Annotated in this window: 11 protein-coding genes; 4 read left to right on the top strand and 7 right to left on the bottom strand. The window is 64.1% G+C overall.

Annotated features, from left to right (window positions below; all coding sequences use genetic code 11):
* Positions 1-3: 3 nt before the first annotated feature.
* Positions 4-849, bottom strand: a complete 846-nt coding sequence (locus tag FHK92_RS16120) for a type 1 glutamine amidotransferase domain-containing protein (protein WP_181288932.1) — start codon at positions 847-849, stop codon at positions 4-6.
* 98 nt (positions 850-947) lie between these two features.
* Here FHK92_RS16120 and FHK92_RS16115 point away from each other — a divergent pair, with 98 nt between their 5' ends.
* On the top strand, positions 948-1,844 hold the full coding sequence (locus FHK92_RS16115; protein WP_181288931.1) for a LysR family transcriptional regulator: 897 nt from the start codon (positions 948-950) through the stop codon (positions 1,842-1,844).
* Positions 1,845-2,027: 183 nt separating this feature from the next.
* Here FHK92_RS16115 and FHK92_RS16110 read toward each other — a convergent pair whose 3' ends face one another.
* The 4 genes from FHK92_RS16110 to FHK92_RS16095 form a co-directional block, all read right to left on the bottom strand.
* Positions 2,028-2,252: an MbtH family protein gene (locus FHK92_RS16110; RefSeq protein ID WP_181288930.1), complete on the bottom strand. Its 225-nt coding sequence runs from the start codon at positions 2,250-2,252 to the stop codon at positions 2,028-2,030.
* Between the two features lie 84 nt (positions 2,253-2,336).
* Positions 2,337-3,746 (bottom strand): aspartate aminotransferase family protein, encoded by a 1,410-nt coding sequence (locus tag FHK92_RS16105; protein ID WP_181288947.1) that lies wholly within the window; start codon positions 3,744-3,746, stop codon positions 2,337-2,339.
* 264 nt (positions 3,747-4,010) lie between these two features.
* A complete protein-coding gene (locus FHK92_RS16100) occupies positions 4,011-5,345 on the bottom strand; it encodes a sensor histidine kinase (RefSeq protein WP_181288929.1) in 1,335 nt (444 codons plus the stop codon).
* Positions 5,342-6,022, bottom strand: a complete 681-nt coding sequence (locus FHK92_RS16095) for a response regulator (RefSeq protein ID WP_181288928.1) — start codon at positions 6,020-6,022, stop codon at positions 5,342-5,344. The genes FHK92_RS16100 and FHK92_RS16095 overlap by 4 nt, the downstream gene beginning before the upstream one ends.
* A 174-nt stretch (positions 6,023-6,196) precedes the next feature.
* Between FHK92_RS16095 and dsbD the strand changes: the two genes are divergently transcribed.
* The 3 genes from dsbD to dsbG are packed head-to-tail and all read left to right on the top strand — an operon-like array spanning position 6,197 to position 9,536.
* Positions 6,197-7,924 (top strand): protein-disulfide reductase DsbD, encoded by a 1,728-nt coding sequence (gene dsbD / locus FHK92_RS16090; protein ID WP_181288927.1) that lies wholly within the window; start codon positions 6,197-6,199, stop codon positions 7,922-7,924.
* Positions 7,924-8,793, top strand: a complete 870-nt coding sequence (locus tag FHK92_RS16085; RefSeq protein WP_181288926.1) for a TlpA family protein disulfide reductase — start codon at positions 7,924-7,926, stop codon at positions 8,791-8,793. The genes dsbD and FHK92_RS16085 overlap by 1 nt, the downstream gene beginning before the upstream one ends.
* Positions 8,769-9,536, top strand: a complete 768-nt coding sequence (gene dsbG, locus FHK92_RS16080) for a thiol:disulfide interchange protein DsbG (protein ID WP_181288925.1) — start codon at positions 8,769-8,771, stop codon at positions 9,534-9,536. Before FHK92_RS16085 ends, dsbG begins: the two co-directional genes overlap by 25 nt.
* Before the next feature lie 151 nt (positions 9,537-9,687).
* On the opposite strand, the gene FHK92_RS16075 is transcribed toward dsbG, so the two are convergent.
* Together FHK92_RS16075 and FHK92_RS16070 are read right to left on the bottom strand one after the other, a co-directional pair.
* Positions 9,688-10,500: an alpha/beta fold hydrolase gene (locus tag FHK92_RS16075; protein ID WP_181288924.1), complete on the bottom strand. Its 813-nt coding sequence runs from the start codon at positions 10,498-10,500 to the stop codon at positions 9,688-9,690.
* A gap of 192 nt (positions 10,501-10,692) precedes the next feature.
* A complete protein-coding gene (locus tag FHK92_RS16070; RefSeq protein ID WP_181288923.1) occupies positions 10,693-23,679 on the bottom strand; it encodes a non-ribosomal peptide synthetase in 12,987 nt (4,328 codons plus the stop codon).
* Between the last annotated feature and the right edge of the window lie 93 nt (positions 23,680-23,772).

Genomic DNA, 23,772 nt, shown 5'->3' with positions numbered 1-23,772 from the left:
GAATCAGCGTTTCAACCGCTTGACCAACGCCTGCCCCACCTCCAGCGCCGACGCCGGATTCTGGCCGGTGATCAACTCCCGATCCGTCACCACATGGGACGTCCACGGCGACGTATTGCTGCTGTATTGGCCGCCCGCCTGCTCCAATGCACTCTGTGGGTAGAATTTCATGGCCCCGCCGCCCAGCAGCCCCTTGGCCAATTCTTCTTCCTGGTTACTGATCACCGTCATTTTGTACCCGGCGTAGATCCAGCCGGACTGGGCCGAGGCCTGGCCCTTGGCGGTCAACTGGCCGACGAAGCCGCTGGCATCGGGTAGCGTCGACAACAAGGCTATCGGCCCGTGGCAAACCAGCGCGGTGGTCTTGCCTTTGCCATGGAAATACGTCAATACCCGGCCCAGCGGCGCGCTGGTGAGCAGATCCTGCATCGGCGCGTGCCCGCCGGGAATGTACAGCGCATCGAACCGATCCAGGCCCATTTGCTCGACACGGGCCAGGCTGATCACCGGCGACTCCTCGGAGGAGGTGATTTTTAGCTGGGCCAGCAATGCCTGGTAGCGCTCGAGCTCCGCCGCGTCGTTATTGAAATACATCTTGTCCACCGAGGAGCGGTCCAAGGTCGGCGCCCTGCCCTCGGGAGTGGCAAAGGTCACGTGGTGACCGGCGTCCAGCAACAGTTTCACCGGCTGTAGCAACTCGTTGAGGTAGAAGCCGGTGGAGAAGACCTGGCCATTTTTCAGATCCAGATGATCGGCGTCCGACAGAACCACGAGCACGTTGTCGGCACGGGCTGCGGCACTGATGCCTGCCAGAACGACAGACGTTGCCAAGGTAGTGAGCTTCTTCATGATGACTCCGCTTCGATAAAAGATGCGCTCACTGTATTGATGCGCCTGCCGGCGATAAACTGGCCGCCAGGAACATCACTTGGCCTCTGGAGGCAATAATGGCCCGTCGATTCGATCATTTGGCCGACGTGGAAGCCTTCGTCACCGTCGTGGAAAAAGGCACCCTCAGCGCCGGCGCCGTGGCGCTCGGGACCACGCCTTCGGTCTTGAGCCGCGCCATCTCGCGCCTCGAAGCCCGGCTCGGGGTGCAACTGTTGCGCCGCACGACGCGCCGGCTGAACCTGACCGATGCCGGAACGTTGTACCTGGAACAGTCCCGCTCGGCCTTTGCCCTGATTGACGATGCCGAACGGCGAATCCAGGGCCAGGATGGCGTGTTGACCGGTCGCGTGCGCCTGAGCGTGCCAACCACCTATGGCCATTACCGCCTGCCAGCGCTGCTCTCACGTTTCGCCCAGGCGTGCCCGCAGGTGCGGGTCGAGCTGAGCATCACCAACCGCAACGTCGACCTGGTGGCCGAAGGGTATGACCTGGCGATCCGCCTCGGGCCGCTGCCGGACAGCGGATTGGTCGGCCGCAAACTGGAAGACGCCCGCCTCTGCCTGGTGGCCGCGCCGCGCTACCTGGAGCATGCCGGCACGCCCAGGCACTTCGACGAACTGGCCGCCCACGCCTGCCTGCCCTTCGTGATGCCCAGCAGCGGACGCGTCGCCCCATGGCTGTTCCGTGACAATCAGGAAGACCGGGAATGGTTGCCGACAGGCAATGTTCAAGTGTCCGACGACGTGCTGGGCATCGTTTCCCTGGCACAGGCCGGACTGGGGATCTGCCAGACCTATGAATTCATCGTCCGGGAACGAGTCGAGCGAGGGGAACTGGTGGAATTGCTCGAGGACTTCGGTGGGCGCAGCCGACCGTTTTCAATCATCTACCCGCCCCATCGACAATTGCCAGCGGCGGCACGGGCGTTGATTGATTTTCTGGTAAAGCAGTAACGGGTAACGCCAGCCCCTGTGGGAGCGAGCTTGCTCGCGATTGGGGAGTGTCAGCCAGCGTTGATATTGCTGATCCGCCGCCATCGCGAGCAAGCTCGCTCCCACAGGGTTCTGATGTTACTGCAGGGTTTGTATTCCACATCCCTCCTGTGGAAGGCCTCCTTGCTGCCACAGGTTCTTCATTCAGTGAGCCGCCGCCTGCTCTTCCATCTTCTTGCGCAAGCTCAACGGCCGCATGTCGGTCCAGACCTCTTCGATGTAGGCCAGGCATTCCTTTTTGAAGCCGCTTTTGCCGACGGCGCGCCAGCCTTCCGGAACGGCCTTGTAGTCTGGCCAGATCGAATATTGTTCTTCGTGGTTGACCACGACCTGGAAGAGGATGTCCTCGCGGTCGAATACTGAAGTCATGGTGTTTCTCCGTCGTTGCTCAAGGTTTGCCGCGCCATCGGCGCTGCCAAGGTATGAAAAGGAACGTACCGGGCCGGCTCAAAATTAGGCATCGGCGACGGCGGCTTCCAGGGCGCGCCGGAAAATCTCGGCGACCCGGTCGATTTCCGCTGCGGTAATGATCAACGGCGGCAGGAAACGCACCACCCCGCCCTGTCGGCCACCCAGCTCGAGGATCAATCCGCGCTTGAGGCATTCACGCTGCAACCGTGGCGCCAGGCGTGCATGAACCGGCGGATGTCCCAGGGCGTCCGGCTTGCCGGTCGGGTCCACCAACTCGACGCCAAGCATCAGCCCGCGACCGCGAATGTCGCCCAACTGCGGGAAATCCCGCTGCAGGATGTGCAAGTGCTCGCTCAAGCGCTCACCCATGGCGGCGGCGTGGGCCGACAAGTTGTGCTCCACCAGGTAGCGCATCACCGCCGAACCGGCGGCCATGGCCATCTGGTTGCCGCGGAAAGTCCCGGCATGGGCTCCCGGCAGCCAGGTGTCGAGCCAGTCGCGATACACCACGACCGCCAGCGGCAGGCTGCCGCCAATCGCCTTGGACAGCACGACCACGTCCGGAATGATTCCGGCGTGCTCGAACGCGAACATCTTGCCGGTCCGGCCAAAGCCACTCTGGATTTCATCGACGATCAGCGCCACCCCGGCCTGCTCGGTGATTCGCCGCAGGCCGCGCAGCCAATCCAGGTCGGCCGGTATGACACCGCCCTCGCCCTGCACCACTTCGACGATGACCGCTGCTGGCAATTGCACGCCGGCCTCAGGATCGTTCAACAGGTTTTCCAGGTAATGCAGGTTGGCCTTGATCCCCTCCGCACCGCCCAGTCCGAACGGGCAGCGGTAATCGTAGGGATACGGCATGAACTGGACGCCATTGCTGAGCAAGGCCCCCAAAGGTTTCTTCGGCCCCAGGCTGCCCATCAGGCTCAACGCGCCCTGGCTCATCCCGTGATAACCGCCCTGGAACGACAACACCGTACTACGCCCCGTTGCGGTGCGGACCAGTTTGAGCGCCGCCTCCACCGCGTCGGTACCGGTGGGTCCGCAAAACTGGATTTTCGCTTCGGCGGCGAGGGCCGGCGGCAACAGGCCGAACAGGTCCTGGACAAAGCGGTCCTTGACTGGCGTGGTCAGGTCCAGGGTATGCAGGGGCAATTCATCGGCGAGCACTTGCTGGATCGCCTCGATCACCACCGGGTGGTTGTGCCCCAGCGCCAGCGTGCCGGCGCCGGCCAGGCAATCGATGAACGTGCGGCCCTCGACATCTTCTACGTACAGACCCTTGGCGCGCTTGAGGGCCAGGGGGATTCGCCGTGGATAGCTGCGGGCATTGGATTCCTGGCGGCTCTGACGAGCCAGCAAGGGTGATTCGTTGAATTGGTAAAGCGTCTCGACCGGCGCAGGGCTGACCCGTGCTGGCGGTGCTTGGACAGGACTGGTGACTGGCATGTTCTCGACCCCGGGATGAGTGACCAAAAGGCGCACCGGGCAGGTGCGCATTCCGAAGCGCACATGCAGGTTTCCTTGTTGTGGAAACGCATCAGCGAGGCAAGGATTTACTGCCGAGTGAAGACCGTGGCGAGGGAGCTTGCTCCCGCTGGGCTGCGGAGCAGCCCCTCAAGCCAGGACACGCGGACTGTCAGATGAATCAAGCCCACAGGTTTGGGCACGCTGCGCGGTCCAGCGGGCGCAAGCTCCCTCGCCACGGGTTATCTACGAACCGGGCGATAGTTGTACCGGCACGGTCAACTCGACCCGCAGCCCGTCCGGGCGGCTGTCGAATTGCAGGCCACAGCCGCAACGCTGGACGATGGCTTGGACAATTGCCAGCCCGAGCCCGCAGCCATTGCTCTGGCCATTGCGCCAGAAGCGCTGGGTCAGGTGTTGGATATCGTCGGCAGCGATGCCAGGGCCGTGATCGCGCACTTGGAAACGCACGCGCTGGCCAACCATTTCCAGGTTCAGCTCGACGTCAGTATCGTCCGGCGTATGGCGCAAGGCGTTTTCCAACAGGTTACGCAGCGCGGCGATGGACAGCACCGCCGGCATCTGCACAGGCGCATCGGTCAGTTGAGGCGACACCTGCAACCTGATCCGCTGGGGCGCGCCGCCGGTCGCGTCCTGGATGGCCAGCCGCGCAACCTGCTCGGCGTTGCATTGCACCCCGTCATCGAACGACAGGCTGCCCTCCACCCGGGCCAGCAGCAACAGTTGTTCCAGCGTGCGATGCAACCGGTCGGCGCCCTCTTCCGCCCGGGCCAGGGACTGGTCACGGGCGGCGCCGTCGGTCATGCGCGCCACTTGCAGGTGAGTCTTGATGGCCGTCAGCGGGCTGCGCAGTTCATGGGCGGCATCGCCGGTCAACCGTCGCTCGCGCTCGATGGTCTTGCCGATGCGCAGGAGCAACTGGTTCTGGGTTTCCAGCAAGGGCCGCAACTCGCTGGGCAGTGGATGAATCTGCAGCGGCTCGAGGGAATCGGCGTTGCGCCGCGTCAGTGCATCGCGCATGCGGTTGAGCGGCGCCAGGCCCTGGCCGATGCCCAGCCACAGCAGGCACAGGCAACCGAGCAAGGCCACGCCGACCGGCACCGAGGCCGCCAGCAGCACCGACAGGTTCAAGGCCTCGCGCTCGATCTGGCGGTCGGCGGTGGTGATGCGCAAGTCACCTCGGGCCAAGGTGAAGCTGCGCCATGGTGCGCCATCGATCATCTGGTCGTGGAAGCCCATTTTCTCGGCTTCCAGGGGCTGCCCCGGGGTGTCATGGCTGCGCGCGAGAATTTCCCCGCGCAGGGAGCTGACCTGGCAGGCCATGCCGCCCGGGACATTCAATTGCTCGGCGCTGAAATGGGTGCCTTCACCTTTGCTCGGAACCGGCGGCAACTGCTCCAGCAACCCGGCGACCATCCGCGCCGAGGCCACCAGGCGTTGGTCGAGGGAGAACATCATCTGGTTGCGCAGGTCGCTGAGCATCCATGCCGCAGCCAAGGCCCAGATCAGGGTAAAGGCCGCGCCGAGGGTCAGGCTCAAGCGCAGTCGCAGGCTGATCACTTGGAGGATTCCCCGCCATCGGCCGGCCCCAGGCGATAACCCAGGCCGCGCACCGTCTCGACAATCCCGTTGCCCAACTTGCGCCGCAGGTGATGGATATGGACGTTCAGGGCGTTGCTTTCCAGCTCGTCGTTGAAGCCATAGACGCTGTCCTTGAGCTGCTCGGTGGAGAGTACCCGGCCACGGCTGTGCAGCAACGCCTGCAACAACGACTGCTCGCGGCGGGACAAGTCCACCGGCTGGCCGGCCAATGTGGTTTCCCGGCTGCTCGGGTCATAGGTCAGGCGGCCATGTTCGATCAGGTTGACACTGCGCCCAGCCACGCGCCGCAGCAGCGTGTGCAAGCGCGCCGCCAGTTCGCGCAGGTCGAAAGGCTTGAGCAAGTAGTCATCGGCCCCGGCCTGCAAGCCATCGACACGGTCAGTCACCGAATCCCGCGCGGTGAGGATCAGCACAGGCATTTCCAGGCCTTGCTGGCGCAGTTGCTTGAGCAACTTGAGGCCGTCTTCATCCGGCAGGCCCAGGTCCAATACCATGACGTCGAACGTCGCCACGCCGACCATCGCGCGGGCCGCCGATGCGGTGGCGACGTGCTCGACGGTCAGGCCTTGAGCCGTGAGCCCGGCAACGATGCCGCTGGCAATCAACTCATCGTCTTCGCAGACCAGTACGTGCATGGTTAGCCCCACGGAAAAAGGTAGATTAGGCGGGCGGCCGATTAAGCCGACATTATGCGACGAGTCGGGCAAATATGGGCGATCATTGGCACTTGCCAGTATCGCTGGGTTAATCGACGGTTAATCGCCAGTCGCCACTGTGCCTCTCACTAGCTTCGTTCTAAGGCTTTGTCCATGCGTCGATTGTTTTTGCTGTGGCTGTTCGTGATCTCGGGCCTGGCCCAGGCCGCCAATCCTTTCGAAACCAAACCCGATTTCCTGCCGGTGGAGAAGGCATTCGTCTTCACTTCCGAACGCCTGGATTCTGGTGAAACTCAATTGTTCTGGCAGATCGCCGACGGGTATTACCTATATCAGCAGCGGCTCAAGTTCGATGGCCTGGCCGATGCGCAGAAACCGAAGCTGCCCGAGGGCGAAGCACACAGCGACGAATTCTTTGGCGACCAGCAAGTGTATCGCCAGGCCCTGGAGCTGAAGATTCCCGCCGGGGCGACCGGCAAGATCAAGGTCGGTTTCCAGGGCTGCGCCGATGCAGGCCTGTGCTATCCGCCCCAGACCCAAGTCGTCGATCTGGGCGGTGCCGCGCCGGCAACAGCCACGGGCGAGGCGCAGGACCAGGCCCTGGCCAGCGGCCTGCAACAGCGCGCATTGGGCTGGAGCCTGCTGGTGTTCTTTGGCCTGGGACTGTTGTTGGCGTTTACCCCCTGCTCACTGCCGATGCTGCCGATCCTGGCGGGATTGGTGGTGGGCAGCGGCGCCGGACCCCGTCGCGGCCTGGCATTGGCCGGCAGCTACGTGATCAGCATGGCCCTGGTGTACGCCGCCATGGGTGTGCTCGCGGCGGTGTTGGGGGCCAATCTCCAGGCATTGCTGCAGCAGCCCTGGCTGCTGGGAGCTTTCGCGGCGGTGTTCGTGGTGCTGGCGTTGCCGATGTTCGGATTCTTCGAGCTGCAGCTGCCGGCCGCGCTGCGCGATCGGCTGGAAAACGCCGGCCGTCAGCGCCGTGGCGGCAACCTGCTGGGCGCCGGCATTCTCGGGGCGTTGTCCGGTCTGTTGGTCGGCCCTTGCATGACCGCCCCCTTGGCCGGCGCGCTGCTGTACATCGCCCAGAGCGGCAATGCGCTGCACGGCGGCCTGATCCTGTTCACCATGGGCGTCGGCATGGGCCTGCCGCTGTTGCTGCTGGTGACTGTCGGCAATCGCTTCCTGCCCAAGCCCGGCGCCTGGATGAACCTGCTCAAAGGCGTGTTCGGCTTTCTGTTCCTGGGGACCGCGCTGCTGATGATCCGCCCGGTCATCGATGGCTCGCTGTGGATCGGCCTGTGGGGCGCGCTGCTGGTGATCGCCGCCTACTGCGCCTGGCGCCAGACCGAAGGGTTCGGTCGCGCCGCCTATCTGTGGGGCAGCGTATCGCTGCTGTTCGGGTTGTGGGGCAGCTTGCTGGTGATCGGGGCAGCGGGCGGCAGCGATGACCTGTTCAAACCGCTGGAGGTCTACGGCGGTGCCCGCACCACCGCGACCGCCGAGGCCCGGGACGCGTTCACCACCGTCAGCGAACCCGCCGCCCTGCAACGCGAACTGGACGCCGCCAAGGCCCAGGGCCAGTGGGTCATGCTGGATTACTACGCCGACTGGTGCGTGTCCTGCAAGATCATGGAAAAACAGGTATTCGGCCGCGCAGAGGTGCTCGACGCCCTGAAAGGCGTGCGCCTGCTGCGCCTCGACGTCACCGCCGACACGCCCGCCAGCCGCGAACTGCTCAACCGCTATCAGGTACCGGGACCACCCAGCCTGTTGTGGATCGGCACCGACGGTGAAGAACGTCGCAACCAGCGGATTACCGGCGAAGTCGACGCCAAGGGTTTCCTGGAGCGCTGGAACATGACCCGGAACGCGCCTTGATGCTGACGTTGACCTTGGGCACCTTTGCCATCGCCCTCAATCACTTGCTGCTGATCAGCGCATTGGCCTTGGCGACTTTCGTCGGCTGGAGGGTCGCAAGGCGCGGCGGCGAAAACCCCGAATCGGTGCTGTTCGGACTGTTCTTGCTGGGACTCCTGGCCGCAAGGATCGGGTTTGTCATCGCTTACTGGGCCCATTATCGGGATGACCCGTGGCAGATCGTCGACCTGCGCGACGGCGGCTTCCTGGCCTGGCCGGGCATCGTCGCGCTGCTGGTCGGCGCCCTGTTATGGGCGCGCCGCCGTCCGGGCCTGCGTCGACCGCTGGCTTTCAGTGTCACCGGCGGCCTGCTGTTCTGGCTCGTAGGAACAATGTCACTGACGATCTATGAACAAGGCACCCGCTTGCCGGAGATTGACCTGCGCACTGCCGACGGCGAAACCGTGAACCTCATCGATTATCAGGGCGGCCCGTTGGTGATCAATCTGTGGGCCACCTGGTGCCCGCCCTGCCGGCGCGAAATGCCTATATTGGAAGAAGCCCAGAAACAGCGCCCGGACCTGACGTTCCTGTTCGTCAACCAGGCCGAAAGCATGCAGAGCGTCAGCACCTACCTCGCCACGCAGGGCTTGAGCCTCACCAACGTGTTGTTCGACGGCAGCGGTCGCCTTGGCCAGGCTGTCGGCTCGATGGCGCTGCCAACGACGCTGTTCTACGGCGCCGATGGCCGCCTGCTCGGCAGTCATCTGGGCGAGTTATCCGAAGCGAGCCTGGCCCGGGCACTGGAATACTTCGAAACGCCGGGTTCGACCACGGCGGCCCACCCCGCGACAAGGAAACTGCCATGCCCCGCCTCCACCACCTGCTGACCCTGGCCTTCGCCGGCGCGCTGTTGCAAGCACCGCTGCTCCAGGCCGAAGAGTTGCCTGCGGCTATCAAGAAGATCGAAGCCAAGGGCGCGAAGATTGTCGGCACCTTCGAAGCACCGGACGGCTTGCGCGGTTACGCAGCGCAGTACCAGAACCGTGGCATGGCCTTGTACCTGACGCCGGATGGCCAGCACGTGCTGCTGGGCAACCTGTATGACACCGACGGCAAGGACCTGAGCGCCGAACCGCTGCAAAAGCTGGTCTACGCCCCGATGGCCAAGGCCATCTGGGCGAAGATGGAGACCAGCCACTGGATCGCCGACGGCAACAAGGACGCTCCGCGCACGGTGTACCTGTTCAGCGACCCGAACTGCCCTTATTGCAATATGTTCTGGGAACAGGCTCGGCCCTGGGTTAAGGCCGGCAAGGTGCAGTTGCGCCACATCATGGTGGGCATCATCCGCGAAGACAGCCCGGGTAAATCGGCCGCGCTGCTCGCCGCCAAGGAGCCGGAAAAAGCCCTGGCGGACCATGAGAAGGCCGGCAAGGCCAGTCCGCTCAAGCCGCTCAAGGAGATACCGCCGGCCATCCAGGCAAAACTGGACGCCAACCAGGCGTTGATGGACGAGCTGGAGCTCTCCGCCACGCCGGCGATCTTCTATCTGGATGACCAGGGCGAACTGCAACAGCAGCAAGGCGCGCCGTCGCCGGACAAACTGGTGAAGATTCTCGGGCCGAAGTGATCCGGTACACCGACCTGTGGCGAGGGAGCTTGCTCCCGCTGGGTTGCGCAGCAACCCCAAGAAAAGCGGATGCAATCAACCTGACGAACCGCAGCAACTGAACCAGGGGCTGCTGCGCAGCCCAGCGGGAGCAAGCTCCCTCGCCACAAAGTCAGTGCATCCGTTTCAGGAATTTCAACAACGCCTCGGTTACAAACTCCGGATTCTCCAGGTTGGAAATATGCCCCGCCTGCGGAATCATCACGTGGTCACACCCGATCAGCTCGGCCATTTCCAACGCTTCGGACGGTGGCCGCGGCTTGTCTTGGTCGCCGCACATCACCAGCGTGCGCTTGGCGTTCAATCCGGGCAGGCGCGGCAGGATGTCGTCCCGACCAAAAATGATCCGCCCCAGCGGCACGATGCTGTCGTGCAGGCGGTCGGTCGGCAGTGCGGCCAGGGTGGCACGGAATTGTTGATAGAGCGCCGACTGCGGATCGATGCCCGGCCGGAAGAAGATCGGCACAATGATGTCCAGCAAAGGCTCGGGAATCGCACCGCTGGCTTCGATCTTGTCGAACAGCGAGAAGTAATACAGCCGGGTCGGTTCCGGCTCGACGCCGACGTAGGTGTCCATCAGTACCAGCGACTTCACGCGCTCGGGCGCGGCCAGCGCCAACCGTGCGCCCCACATCCCGCCCACCGACAATCCGACCAGGTTGAAGCAATCGATTTCAAGGTGATCCATCAACGCCAGCGTTTGACGGGACAGGTCGTCCAGCGAGTTCATGCCCTCAGGCAAACGCCCGGACTGCCCATGGCCCCACAGTTCCGGGACGATGACTCGATAGTGCTCCGATAAAGCATCAATCTGCGGCGCCCACATGCTCTGGTCCCACAAATAACTGCTGCCCAATACCACCACCGGGCCATGGCCTTGATCCAGGTAATGGAGCGGTTGTCCGTCGATTGTTGCAAAGGGCATGGGTGACCTCCGTGATCGTCTGAAAAAACCTTGGGGAGACTGGGCCGCGAAGCGCCAGACGTCAACCTTGGGTCCTGAGGTGCTGTCAATGGCCTCATCGCGAGCAAGCTCGCTCCCACAGTGGATTTGTGAACACCGGTCCATTGTGGGAGCGAGCTTGCTCGCGATGGGGCCGCTACAGGCACCGCAGCACTACAACCCTTCCAACTCCGCCATCAAATCATTCAACCGATCCACCTTTTCCTCGGTGATTTCACTGGCCTCCAACCCACCGATATATTCAGCCAATTCCCGCACGGTGCTGCACTCGAACATCGCCCTGAGCGGTACGTCGCGTTGCAGGGCTTTTTGCACACGGGAGGCGATTTGTGTCGCCAGTAACGAATGCCCGCCCAGCTCGAAGAAATTGTCCCGTACGCCCACCCGCTCGACCTTCAATACCTCGGCCCAGATATCGGCCAGGGTTTGCTCAAGATCGCTGGTGGGCGCCTGGTAGTCCTGGCTCTGCAACTGACCGATCTCCAACACAGGCAAGGCCTTGCGGTCGAGTTTTCCATTGGCATTGAGGGGAAAACGGTCGAGCCACAGCCAGTGCGGCGGCACCATGTATTCCGGCAACTCGCTGCGCAAGCGCTGTTTGATTCGATCCAGGCGTTCGCTCGGGCTGAGCGTGGCGTCGGCGGCGACCAGATACCCCACCAGGTGCTTGCCATTGGCGCCTTCCTGCACGCCGACGGCCGCGTCGCGGACTTCGGGCTGCTCGTGCAGCCGTGCTTCGATTTCCCCCAGTTCGATGCGATAGCCACGAATCTTCACCTGATGGTCGACGCGCCCGACGTATTCCAGCACGCCATTACTGCGGCGGCGCGCCAGGTCGCCGGTGCGGTACAGCCGCTCGCCCGGTGCGCCGAACGGGTTGGGCACGAACACCGGCGCCGTACGCAGCGGATCACTGACATAGCCACGCCCCACTCCGGTGCCGGCGACGCACAGCTCGCCCACCGCGCCCACGGGCACCAGTTCCAGCGCGCCGTCGAGCAGGTACAAGCGGTTGTTGTCGGTCGGGGTGCCGATGGGCAGGTAGGTGCCACGGGTCGAGGCCATGTCAACTCGGAAGAACGCCACGTCATCGGAACATTCGGCCGGGCCGTAGGCATTCACCAGGCCAATGTCCGGGTAACGCGCCAGCCATTGATGGGCCAATTCCGGTGGCATCGCTTCGCCGGTGGGCAGCATCCAGCGCAAGCCATCCAGGCCAATGCGCTTCTGGGCGAGCAGGCCCTGGATCAGTGACGGCACGCTCTCCAGCACGGTAATGCCCTGACGTCCGACATGGTCCAGCAGTGCTTGCGGATCGTGGGCGATGGCATTGGGCACGATGTCCACCCGAGCGCCGAACAACGGCGCGGCCAGGAACTGCCAGACCGAAATATCGAAGCTCTGTGACGCGGTCTGGGCAATTACATCGGTTTCATCCAGCGCCAGGTACGGCACCTTGCTGAGCTGGTTGTTGAGCATGCCGCGCTGCTCGACCATCACACCTTTGGGCAACCCGGTGGAGCCTGAGGTGTAGATCACGTAGGCGAGGTTGTCCGGCCCGCTGTAGACGCCGGGATTGTCCACCGCCCTGTCACTGGCCTGGATGTCTTCCCAGACCAGCAGCTTCGGCCGCCCGGCGCAGGCGAATTCTTCCAGCAACGCCAATGCCTGCTCATGACAGGCCCGCGTGCACACCAGCAACGGCGTGCGACTCAATTCGATGATGCGACTCAGGCGTTGGCTCGGCAGGCCCGGATCCAGCGGCAGGTAACCGCCGCCGGCCTTGAAGCTGCCGACAATCATGCCGAGCAAGTGCAGGTCGCGCTCGGCCAACAGCGCCACTGGTTGGTCGAGACCGACGCCCGCCTCGATCAGCGCATGACCGAGGCGGTTGCTGCGCTCGTTCAACTCGGCATACGTCCAGGTGTCGTCCTGGCAACAAGCGACGATACGTTGCGGATGCGCCGCCACCTGGGCCTCGAACAGCTCGACGTAACTCTGCTCCAGCGGATAGCTACGCGCGCTCTGGTTGCAACCTTCGATGAGGAAATCTATCTCTTCAGATCCGATCAGCGCCAGCTCGGCCATGTCGCCGTGGAAACCTTCCATCAACGCCAGCAGCAATCGCTTGAACTCGCCCAGCAGCCCTTGGACCGTCGACTCATCGAAGTAACGCTGGTCGTAGGACAGATGCAGCCCCAGGTCGTCGCCCGGATAGCACACCGCCGTCAGCGGGAAGTTGGTGTGGGTGCGCCCTGAATCGGAGGTGGCATTGAGGCTCTGGGCGCGGTCCAGCACCGAGACCTCCACCGGTGCGTTCTCGAACACGAAAAGACTGTCGAACAACGGCTGGCCCTTGGGCAGCTCGCTGACCTCCTGGATGCTCACCAGCGGCAGGTATTCGTACTCGCGCAGTTGCATGTTGCTGTCCAGCAAGCCGTTGAGCCATTGGCGCACGCTGCAGCGCTGGTCATCCGCCGGGATCCGCACCCGCAAGGCAACGCTGTTGATGAACAGCCCCACCGTGCGCTGCATCTGCGGCAGCTCCACCGGACGCCCGGCCACGGTGACGCCGAACAATACGTCGCGATCACCGCTGATACGGCGCAACACCAGGGCCCACGCGGCCTGGGCGAAGGTGTTGACGGTCAATTGATGGGCCTGGGCCAGCTCCCGCAGGCGCGCACCGTCACGGGCATCGAGGCGGGTGTAGCAATCGCCGACAACCATGCCGCCGCTGTCGCCGGCGTGTTCGCGCAGGAACGGCCGGTCACCAGGGATCGGCGTGGTCCGCTCGAAGCCTTGCAGGTTCTGCTGCCACCACTGCCGGGCTTCGGCCAGGCCCTGGTGCTGCAGCCAGCCGATGTAGTCGCGATAGCGCGGCGGCACGGCCAGGCGAGGCTCGCGCTGTTCACCGAGGGCGGTGTAGATCTCGAAGAAATCATCCATCAGCAACGAACGGCACCACGCATCGATGAGGATGTGATGGTTGCTCATCATGAACCAGTAGCGCGTCGCGCCGACCCGGATCAAGCGCAAGTGGAACGGGGCCTCGTTCAACAGATCGAAACCGGCCTCGCGTTCGCTCTTGAGCAGCGCCTGGAGCTTGGGCTCCTGGGCGTCCTCGGGCACCTGCGTCCAGTCGAGGTATTCCATCGGCGAGCGGCCGGGCTTGTGGATAACCTGCAGCATGTCTTCGCCGACGTTCCAGCAGAACGAGGCGCGCAAGGCTTCGTGGCGGGCAATCACCGCTTGCCAGGCCTGGGCGAAACGTTGCGGGTCGAGCTCGCTGTTGATGCGGTAGCGGTCCTGCATGTAATACAGGCCCGTGCCTGGTTCCAGCAAGGTATGCAGCAGCATGCCCTCCTGCATCGGCGTCAGTGGGTAGACGTCTTCAATCTCCGCGGCCGGCACCGGCAGGTTGTCCAGCTGTGCCTGGGTCAGTTTCGCCAGCGGGAAGTCCGACGGCGTCAGGCCGCCCGCCTCGTCCGTGAGGCAGTGTTCGATCAGGTGCTGCAATTCCTTGAGGTAGGCGTCGGCCAGCGCGGCGATGGCCTGGCGGTCATGACGATCGGCGCTGAAGGTCCAGCGCAGGGCCAGTTCGCCGCCACTGACCTGGCAGTCGAGGCTCAGCTCGTTGGGCAGCGTCGCGTCGGGGTCATGGATTGTGCCAAGCGGTTCGTCCAGCGGGCGGAACAGCGCGTCCTGGCCGAGGGTATGGTCGAGCTGGCCGAGGTAGTTGAACGTGACGGGCGCTTGCGGCAGGCCGGCCATCGCCTCGCGGCTAACGGCGTCTGCGAGGTAACGCAGCACGCCATAGCCGAGGCCCTTGTGCGGCACGGCACGCAGCTGTTCCTTGATGGCTTTGATCGAGGTGCCGATATCAGCGACCGACGGGCTCAGGCGCAGCGGATAGACACCGGTGAACCAACCCACGGTGCGGGTCAGGTCGAGGTCATCGAACAATGCCTCGCGGCCATGACCTTCGAGCTGGACTAGCACCGATTCGTGTTGGCTCCAACGGCACAGCACCCGGGCCAGTGCGGTGAGCAACAAGTCATTGACTTGGGTGCGATAGGCACTTGGCGCCTGTTGCAGAAGCTGTCGGGTGCGCTCGGCATCCAGGCGCAGGCTGACGATGTCGGCATGACGTTCCTGTCGCCCGCCGTCGGGCCGCGCGCAAGGCAGCGTCATGACCGGGCCATTCAACTGGCCTTGCCACCAGCTCAACTCTTCGCGCAGGGACTCGCTGCCGGCGTAGGCCTGCAAACGCGCTGCCCAGTCACGGAACGGGCTGGTCTTGGCCGGCAGTTGCAACGTTTGCCCATCGACGCATTGGCGGTAGGCCGTCTGCAGGTCGTCCATCAATACTCGCCATGACACACCGTCCACCACCAAGTGATGAATCGCGATCAGCAAACGCTGCCGACCGTCAGGCAGCTCCGCCAGCACGGCCCGCAGCAGCGGCCCAGTCGTCAGTTCAAAGCCCTGCTGCGCCTGGGCAAACACGGCCTCGCAGGCTTGCGGCGAATCCACCGACACTGCCTCCAGCAGCGTTCCTTCGAACACTGGCTGATGCTCGGCGCGCCAGTGCCCGGCGCGGTTGCCGAAGCCCAGGCGCAAGGCATCGTGCTGCTCGAACACCGCGCGCAACGCTTGCTCCAGATAACCCGGTTCCAAGCGGGTGGTCGGCTCCAATAACAGTGCCTGGTTCCAGTGATGACGGTTGGGTATCTCGTTGGCAAAAAACCAATGCTGGATCGGCGTCAGCCCCGACTCACCGCTCAACAATCCTTGCTCGGCGCTCACCTGCACGCTGCGCGTGGCAACGGCCGCCAGGGCCTGCACGGTCTGGTGTTGGAACAAATCCCGCGGCCTGAAATGCAGGCCCTGTTGCCGGGCCCGGCTGACAACCTGGATCGACAGGATCGAGTCGCCGCCCAGCTCGAAGAAATTGTCGTCGAGGCCGACCTGCCGGATGTTCAGCACGTCGCACCAGATCGCCGCCAGCGCTTGCTCCAGGGCATTGCTCGGCGCCACGTACTGCTGACGATTGAGTTCCGGATCCGGCATCGGCAAGGCGCGGCGGTCGAGCTTGCCGTTGGCGGTCAGCGGCATGCTCGCCAGCAGGATCAAATGTGCGGGCACCATGTAGTCCGGTAGTTGCGCCTTGAGGTGATTTTTCAATGTTTCACGCAGGGACGCTTGCCCGGCGGCATCCTGTTCGGCGATGTCGCTGACCAGATACCCGGCCAATTGCTTGCCGCCCGGCATGTCCAGGGCGAGAACCACCGCCTCGCGCACGGCGTCGTGTTCCAACAGGCGGTTTTCGATTTCCCCCAGTTCAATACGGAAACCGCGAATTTTCACCTGGTGGTCGATCCGACCCAAATACTCCACCTGCCCGTCGGCGCGCTGGCGCACTAAGTCCCCAGTGCGATACAGCCGTGCGCCATCAGCGCTGAACGGGTCGGCGACGAAACGCTCGGCGGTCATGCCCGGGCGCTGGTGATAACCCTGGGCCAACCCGGCGCCGCCGACATACAACTCACCCGTCGCGCCTTGCGGCACCAATGCCAAATCGGCGTCAAGAATGTAGGCCACCCGAGCGCCGATCACGTTGCCGATCGGTACGCTGCCCGCGCCCTCTTCCAGTTGTTCCGGGGCCAGGCTCGCCAGAGGCATGACCACGGTTTCGGTCGGGCCGTAGGCGTTGAAGAACAGGTTCGGGCTGAACGCCGCGCGGATGCGCTGCAAATGTTCGCCGGTCAGCGCCTCGCCACCGGTGATGCACATGCGCACCGGCAGCGTCTGGCCCTGGGTCGCCAGCCATTGCGCCAATTGGCTGCCATAGCTGGGCGTGAAACCAAGAATATTGATGCGGTGCTGGCGAATCAGCCCGCACATCTCCTCGGCATCCCACTGGCCCTGGGCGCGCAGCACCACATGGGCACCACTGAGCAACGGCACCAGCAAGCGCTCGGTGGCGGCGTCGAAGTTGATCGAGTAGAAATGCAGTTCGCAGTCGTCCGGGCGCATGCCGAAACGCTGGATCACCGCTTGGCAATGCATGGCGATCTCACCGTGGGACACCACCACCCCCTTGGGTTTTCCGGTGGAGCCTGAGGTGTAGATCAAGTAGGCCTGGTGCTGCGGCAGGTTGATCAGCGGCGGCGACTGGTCGGGATAATCCGCCAGCGCCGCGCTGTCGTCTTCCAGGCACCAGCGCTGCACGCCTTCCGGCAGTTCGCCGAGGGCCTGGAACATGGCCCGATCGCTGAGTAGCAGGCCGATGCCGCTGTCCTCGATCATGTAGAGCAAGCGGTCCAGCGGATATTCCGGGTCCAGCGGCACGTAGGCGCCACCTGCCTTGAGGATCGCCAGCAGGCCGACGACCATGTCCAGCGAGCGCTCAAGAGCCAGCCCTACCCGGACCTGCGGCCCGACGCCACGCTCGCGCAACATCCAGGCCAGGCGATTGGCCCGTCGCTCGAGTTCGGCATAGGTCAGGGTCTGCCCGGCGAATGTCAGCGCCGGCGCGTCCGGGCGCACCCTGGCCTGTACTTCGAACAATGAATGAATGCATTGATCCAGGCGATGCTCGCCCGGCTCCTCGCCGAGGCTGTCGAGCAACTGCCGCTGTTCGTTGGCATCCAGCAACGGCAGTTCGCTCAACCGCCGAGCCGGATCCACCAGCAGCGCTTCCAACAGGTTGCGCCAGTGCCCGGCCATGCGGGCGATGCGCGGTTCATCGAACAGGTCGGTGCTGTAGGTCAAGCAGCAACCCAGGCGTTGGTCCAGGTCGGTGACTTCCAGGTTGAGGTCGAACTTGGTGGCTCGCGCATCGTTGACCAGATAGTCGACGCTCATACCGGCCAGCGTACGGCTCTGCTGGAATTCCCAACGCTGCACGTTGCACATCACTTGGAACAGCGGGTTGTACGCCGCGCTGCGCGGGGGCTGCAAAGCTTCCACCAGATGATCGAACGGCAGGTCCTGATGGGACTGCCCCTCGATCACCGTGTGGCGCACCTGCTCGAACAGCTCGCCCACCGACATCTGCCCGTCGAGCTGGCAACGCAGCACTTGGGTGTTGAGGAACGCGCCGATCAGTCCTTCGCTTTCCGGACGGATGCGGTTGGCCACCGGCGCGCCGATGCGCAGGTCGACCTGGCCGCTGTAGCGATAGAGCAGCACGGCCAGGGCGGCGGTCATGGTCATGAACAGGGTCAAGCCATGTTCGGCGTTGAAGGCACGGACCCGTGCGGCCAAATCATCGTTGAGGTCGAAACGGAACAGTTCGCCGCAGTGACTTTGCACCGGCGGACGCGGACGGTCCGCCGGCAATTCCAGCAAGGGATGTTCGCGGCCCAGTTGTGCCGTCCAGTAATCGAGCTGGCGCTGGCGCTCGCCGGATTCCAGCCAATGGCGCTGCCAGGCGCTGTAGTCCAGGTATTGCACCGGCAAGGGTTCCAGCGGCGACTCGCGGTCATCGATGAAGGCTTCGTACAGCGCACTGAGCTCGCGGGCAAAAATATCCATCGCCCAGCCTTCGGTGACGATGTGATGCAGCGTCAGCACCAGGTAATGCTCGCGCTCGGCGGTCTTGACCAGGCAGGCCCGTAGCAGCGGCCCGGTTTCGAGGTCGAAGGGCTCGTGGGCTTCGCTGTCCGCCAGTTGCTGCACGCGTTGTTGGCGAAGGTCGGCGTCGAGCATGGAAAAATCTTTCCAGTCCATGCGCAGGCCCGTCTCGTCGTGCACCTGTTGGCGAGGCACACCGTCGACGCTCGGGAACGTGGTGCGCAGGGTTTCATGACGCAAAATCAGCGCCTGCAACGCCGCTTCGAAGCTCCCGACATCCAGCACCCCACGCAAGCGCGCCATGCCGCCTACGTTATAGGCCGGGCTGTCCGGCTCCATTTGCCAGAGGAACCACATGCGTTGCTGGGAATAGGACAGCGGCACCGGTTGGCTGCGGTCGACTTTCTCGATCGGCGGCTGGCGGTTGGTCTGGCCGCTGGCCTGGATCAACCGCACCTGCTCGACAAAGGCGCCCAGCTCGCTGGCTTCGAACAACGCACGTAACGGCAGCTCGACGTCGCAGACCTGGCGCGTGCGGGAAATGATCTGAGTCGCCAGCAACGAATGGCCACCCAGGGCAAAAAAATCGTCCCGCAGGCCGATGCGGGCAAGGCCCAGCACGTCGCGCCAGATCGCAGCGATCTGCTGTTCGAGGGCGCTGGCCGGCTCGACGTGTTCGCGCACCTGCCATTGCGGCTCGGGCAAGGCGCGGCGGTCGAGCTTGCCGCTCGGGCTCAAGGGCATGGCGTCCAGGCGCAACAATTGCGCGGGCACCATGTAGTCAGGCAACTCGCTGGCGAGGGCGTTTTTCAGGCGCGCGGCCTGGGCAATCTCGTCTTCGTCGGCATCGGCCGAGGTGTAATAACCGATCAACTGCGGACCGGCCGCCGTGTCGCGCACCAGCACAGCGGCCTGCGGGACGCCGTCCTGAGCCAGCAAGCGCGCCTCGATTTCCTGCGGCTCGACGCGGAAACCCCGCAGCTTGACTTGCTGATCGAGGCGGCCGAGGTATTCGATCACGCCATTGGCATCCCAGCGCGCCAGGTCGCCAGTGCGGTACAGCCGCGCGCCAGCCGGTGCTTGAGGATCGGCGACGAAGCGTTCCGCCGTCAGCGCCGGACGCCCGAGATAACCCCGGGCCAGGCCCAGGCCACCGATGCACAGCTCGCCCGACACGCCGACCGGCACCGGATTGAGTTCGCTGTCGAGGATGCGGCACAGCACGTTGGCCAAGGGACGGCCGATGGGCGAGCGCTCGCCATCGTCTACGGTGCAATGCCAGTGGGTAACGTTAATGGCGGTTTCGGTCGGCCCGTAGCGATTGTGCAACTGCACCGTCGGCAGTTGCGCGAGCACGCGGCTGCGCAACTCGGCCGGCAAGGCTTCGCCACCGGAGAAAATCCGTCGCAGGCTCGTGCAACGGGCGCTCAAGGGCTCGTCGATGAACAGGCTCAGCAGCGGCGGGACGAAGTGCAGCGTGGTCACGCCAAACTGCTCGACCAACTGCGCAATGCGGTGCGGGTCGCGGTGTTCGCCCGGGCCGGCCAGAACCAATCGGCTGCCGGTAATCAGCGGCCAGAAGCATTCCCACACCGACACGTCGAAACTGATCGGCGCCTTTTGCATCAACGCGTCGGTTTCATCCAGGCCATAGCTGGCCTGCATCCATTGCAGGCGCTCAGCCAGGGCCGCGTGGGTATTGCCGACGCCCTTGGGTTGGCCGGTCGAACCGGAGGTGTAGATCACGTACGCCAGGTGATCGCCGTGCAAGTGCAGGCCCGGCGGATTGCTCGGCCATTGCTCCAGATGCAGCGCGTCCATGGCGATGACGCTGACGCCCTCGCAGGCCGGCAAGCGTTCGAGCAGCGCGGTTTGCGTCAGCAGCAGATCGACGCCGCTGTCGTGGAGCATGTAGGCCAGGCGTTCACTCGGGTAATCGACATCCAGCGGCACGTATGCGCCGCCGGCCTTGATGATCGCCAGCACGCCGATAAGCAACTGCGGCGAGCGCTCGGCGGCAATCGCCACGCACACGTCCGGGCCGACACCTTTGTCTCGAAGATAATGGGCCAGCCGATTGGCCTGGGCGTGCAGGTCGGCGTAGTCCAGCGAACCACCGTCCCACTGCAATGCAGTGCGTTGCGGGGTACGGCGGGCCTGTTCGTTGAGCAGTTCCGGCAGCCATTGCGTGGCGGGCGCGCAGGGTGCCGCCGCCCAACGCTGCTGCTGGGCGTATTCTTCGGCGCTCAATAACGGTAGATCGCCGAGGGCTCGCTGCGGATCAGCACAGACTGCCCGCAGCAAGCTGCAAAAATGCTCGGCCAGGCGTGCGATGGTTGCCGCCTCGAACAGCTCGTCCGCGTAGTCGAACGACAGTGTCAGCCGGCCATGGCGGTCTTCTTCGCTGTGCAATTGCAGATCGAACTTGGCTTCGCGGCTGTGCCATGGCAACTCTTCGGCCAACAGCCCCGGCAGACGCCGCAACGCGCCGAGGTCGCGCTGCTGGTGGTTGAACATCACCTGGAACAGACCTTGATCGCGCGCCTGGGGGAAGGCTTCCAGCAACTGCTCGAAGGGCAAGTCCTGATGGGCCTGGGCGCCGAGCGTCGCCTCTCGGGCCTGGGCCAGCAGCGCGGCGAAGGACTGACGCGAATCGGTTTGCGCGCGCAGCACCTGGGTGTTGATGAAAAAGCCGATCAACCCTTGGGTTTCCAGGCGCGGGCGGTTGGCGTTGGGCACGCCGATGCGCAGGTCGGACTGGCCGGTGTAGCGCTGCAACAAAGCCTGGAACGCCGCCAGCAATAGCATGAACACGGTGGCGTCATGGGCCTGGGCGACCTGGCGCAGGGCATCACCGAGCGTCTTGTCCAGACGCAGGCTATGGCGCGCGGCGCTGCGATGTTGCTGCGCACTGCGCGGATGATCGGTACTCAGCGCCAACGTCGGGTGCTCGTCGCCCAATTGCTGTTTCCAATACGCCAACTGGCGCTCGGCTTCGCCTTGGGCAAGCCATTGGCGCTGCCAACTGCCGTAGTCGGCGTATTGCAGCGGCAACGGCGCCAGTTCGGCGACCTGCCCTTGGGACGCTGCGGCGTACAGCCGCGAGAGTTCATCGATCAAGACGTTCATCGACCAGCCATCGGCGATGATGTGATGCATCGTCACCAACAACTGATGATCGTCCTCGGCCAGGCGCAACAAGGTGACCCACAGCAGCGGTCCCTGTTCCAGATCGAATTGAGTGGCCGCTTCGTCTTCGCGGATCTGCCGCGCCCGGGCTTCGCGCTGGTCGGCGGGCACGTCGCTGAGGTCGATCACCTGAAGGTTGAATTCGCCGGCCGGATCGATCCGTTGTAGGGCCACGCCATCACGTTCGAGGAAGCGTGTGCGCAAGGATTCGTGGCGCTCTATCAGTTGCTGGAAGCTCAGGCGCAGCGCTTGTTCGTCCAATTCACCGCGCAGGCGCAGGGCACCGGGAATGTTGTAGGCGCGGCTCGCTGGGTCCAGTTGCCAGGTCAGCCACAAACGGTTCTGGGCCAGGGACTGCGGCAGCGCTTCATCGCGCGCCAAGGAATTGATAACGCCCTGGGGCTGGCCGCCGTCTTGTTGCAGGGTTTCCACCGCCGCCGCGAAAGCGCCCAGAGTCGGCGCTTCGAAAAGCAGGCTCAGGTTGATTTCCAGGCCAAGAACTTCACGCAGTCGAGCGATGACTTGGGTGGCTGCGATGGAGTTGCCGCCCAGCAGGAAGAAATGATCGTCGCCCCGCACCCGATCGATCTGCAACTGCTCGCACCAGAGTTGGCCGATCAGATCTTGCAGCTCGGATGACGGCGCGAGCTCGTCGACAGCCTCGGCTTTGGCCGAAGGAAACAGTGCATAGCTGTCGAGGCTGCCGTCCGCCAATCGGGCGCGGCAAGCCGAACGTTGCAGTTTGCCGCTGGACGTCTTCGGCAGCGCCCCCGGGTTGAGCAGCACCACCACGCTCGGCGCTTGCTGGCAGGCATCGGCCACGGCTTGGCGAATCGCGTTGATCAGGGTTTCGGGAGGCAGGATCTTCTGCACGCTGCGGCTGATTTCAGCGGCGATGCCGATGCCTTCCTCACCTGCCTCATTGACGGCGAAAGCGGCAACCCGGCCTTTGCGCACCACCTCTACTTCACGCTCGATTGTTTGCTCGATGTCCTGCGGGTAAAGATTGTGTCCGCGCACGATCAGCATGTCCTTCAAGCGCCCGGTGATGAACAGTTCGCCTTCACGGACAAAACCCAGGTCGCCGGTGCGCAGCCAAGTGCGGCCGTCATGCTCGACGAAGGTCTTGGCGCTCGCCTCGGGGTTGCGCCAGTAACCGTGGGCGATGCTCGGCCCGGCGGCCCAGACTTCGCCGACCTGGCTGTCAGCCAGTGGTTGCAGGGTGTTGGGCTCGACGATCAGCACCGCATGGCCCGGCTGGCTTACACCACAGCTCATCACCGCGCTGCCCTGCCCCGGCTCGGCACGGTTTTGCGTCAAGGCTGCGTCGTCCATGCGCATCGAAGGAATGCCCTGGCCGCGCGGCGTGCCGGCCACGAACAACGTCGCTTCGGCCAGACCGTAAGAAGCCATGAAACTGTCCGCGGTGAAACCGCACGCCGCGAATTGCTCGGCGAAGCGCTCCAGGCTGTCGAGGCGGATCGGCTCGGAGCCGGAATAGGCCACGCGCCAGCCGCTCAGGTCGAGGCGGCACAAGGCAGTCTCACTGACCCGTTCGCTGCACAAGCGATAGGCGAAGTCCGGGCCGCCGCTGATAGTGCCGCCGTATTCGCTGATCGCTTCGAGCCAGCGCAACGGCCGGGCGAGGAAATAGGCCGGCGACATCAGCACGCAGGGCACGCCACTGAAAATCGGCTGCAGCAACCCACCGATCAGCCCCATGTCGTGGTACAGCGGCAGCCAACTGACGATGACATCGTCGGGATTCACGTCGATGCCGAAACCATGACGAATCAACAGCTCATTGGCGACGAGGTTGCCGTGGCTGACCTGCACGCCCTTCGGCAACGCGGTGGAGCCGGAGGTGTATTGCAGGAAAGCGATGTCATCGTCTTGCAGCTCCGGCGCCTGCCATTGCTCGGCGCAGGCCGGATCGAGGGTGTCGACGCACATCACCGGCGGCGCCGATTCGATGGCCTGCAGTGTGTCGAGAAATTCATCAGTGGTCAGCAACAGCCGGGGTTCAGCGTCGACGATGATCGACAGCAAGCGCTCTTGATGATGCCGACGGGTGGACTCCGGCGGGTAGGCCGGCACGGCGATCACGCCGGCGTACAGGCAGCCGAAGAACGCCGCGACATAATCCGGGCCGCTGGGAAACAGCAGCACCGCCCGATCGCCCATTTTCGCTTCGACCTGCAACGCCGCCGCGATGGTCCGGGCGCGCTGGTCCAAGTCGCGATAACTCAGTACCACGCCCTGCTGCGGACTGTCGGCAAGGAAGCGCAAGGCGACTCGATCCGGTGTCAACGCGGCGCGGCGCTGGAGGGCATGGGCCAGAGTGCTGGGGAGTTCGAACGCGTCGGTCATGGGGGGTTCCTGCCTGAAATTCGGCTTGCAAGTAGTCACCCATGGGGACGGATAACACCGCCAGATAATTAGTCGCAGCCCCCGGGCAACGCG

The organism is Pseudomonas brassicacearum subsp. neoaurantiaca, assembly GCF_013608025.1.
GTDB lineage: Bacteria > Pseudomonadota > Gammaproteobacteria > Pseudomonadales > Pseudomonadaceae > Aquipseudomonas.
The sequence above is the reverse complement of the archived record's forward strand: the minus strand, read 5'-3'. Positions and strand labels throughout refer to the sequence as shown.

Coding starts and splice junctions, on each gene's coding strand:
- FHK92_RS16120 (WP_181288932.1), bottom strand. CDS start 849: ATGAAGAAGCTCACTACCTTGGCAACGTCTGTCGTTCTGGCAGGCATC.
- FHK92_RS16115 (WP_181288931.1), top strand. CDS start 948: ATGGCCCGTCGATTCGATCATTTGGCCGACGTGGAAGCCTTCGTCACC.
- FHK92_RS16110 (WP_181288930.1), bottom strand. CDS start 2,252: ATGACTTCAGTATTCGACCGCGAGGACATCCTCTTCCAGGTCGTGGTC.
- FHK92_RS16105 (WP_181288947.1), bottom strand. CDS start 3,746: ATGCCAGTCACCAGTCCTGTCCAAGCACCGCCAGCACGGGTCAGCCCT.
- FHK92_RS16095 (WP_181288928.1), bottom strand. CDS start 6,022: ATGCACGTACTGGTCTGCGAAGACGATGAGTTGATTGCCAGCGGCATC.
- dsbD (WP_181288927.1), top strand. CDS start 6,197: ATGCGTCGATTGTTTTTGCTGTGGCTGTTCGTGATCTCGGGCCTGGCC.
- FHK92_RS16085 (WP_181288926.1), top strand. CDS start 7,924: ATGCTGACGTTGACCTTGGGCACCTTTGCCATCGCCCTCAATCACTTG.
- dsbG (WP_181288925.1), top strand. CDS start 8,769: ATGCCCCGCCTCCACCACCTGCTGACCCTGGCCTTCGCCGGCGCGCTG.
- FHK92_RS16075 (WP_181288924.1), bottom strand. CDS start 10,500: ATGCCCTTTGCAACAATCGACGGACAACCGCTCCATTACCTGGATCAA.
- FHK92_RS16070 (WP_181288923.1), bottom strand. CDS start 23,679: ATGACCGACGCGTTCGAACTCCCCAGCACTCTGGCCCATGCCCTCCAG.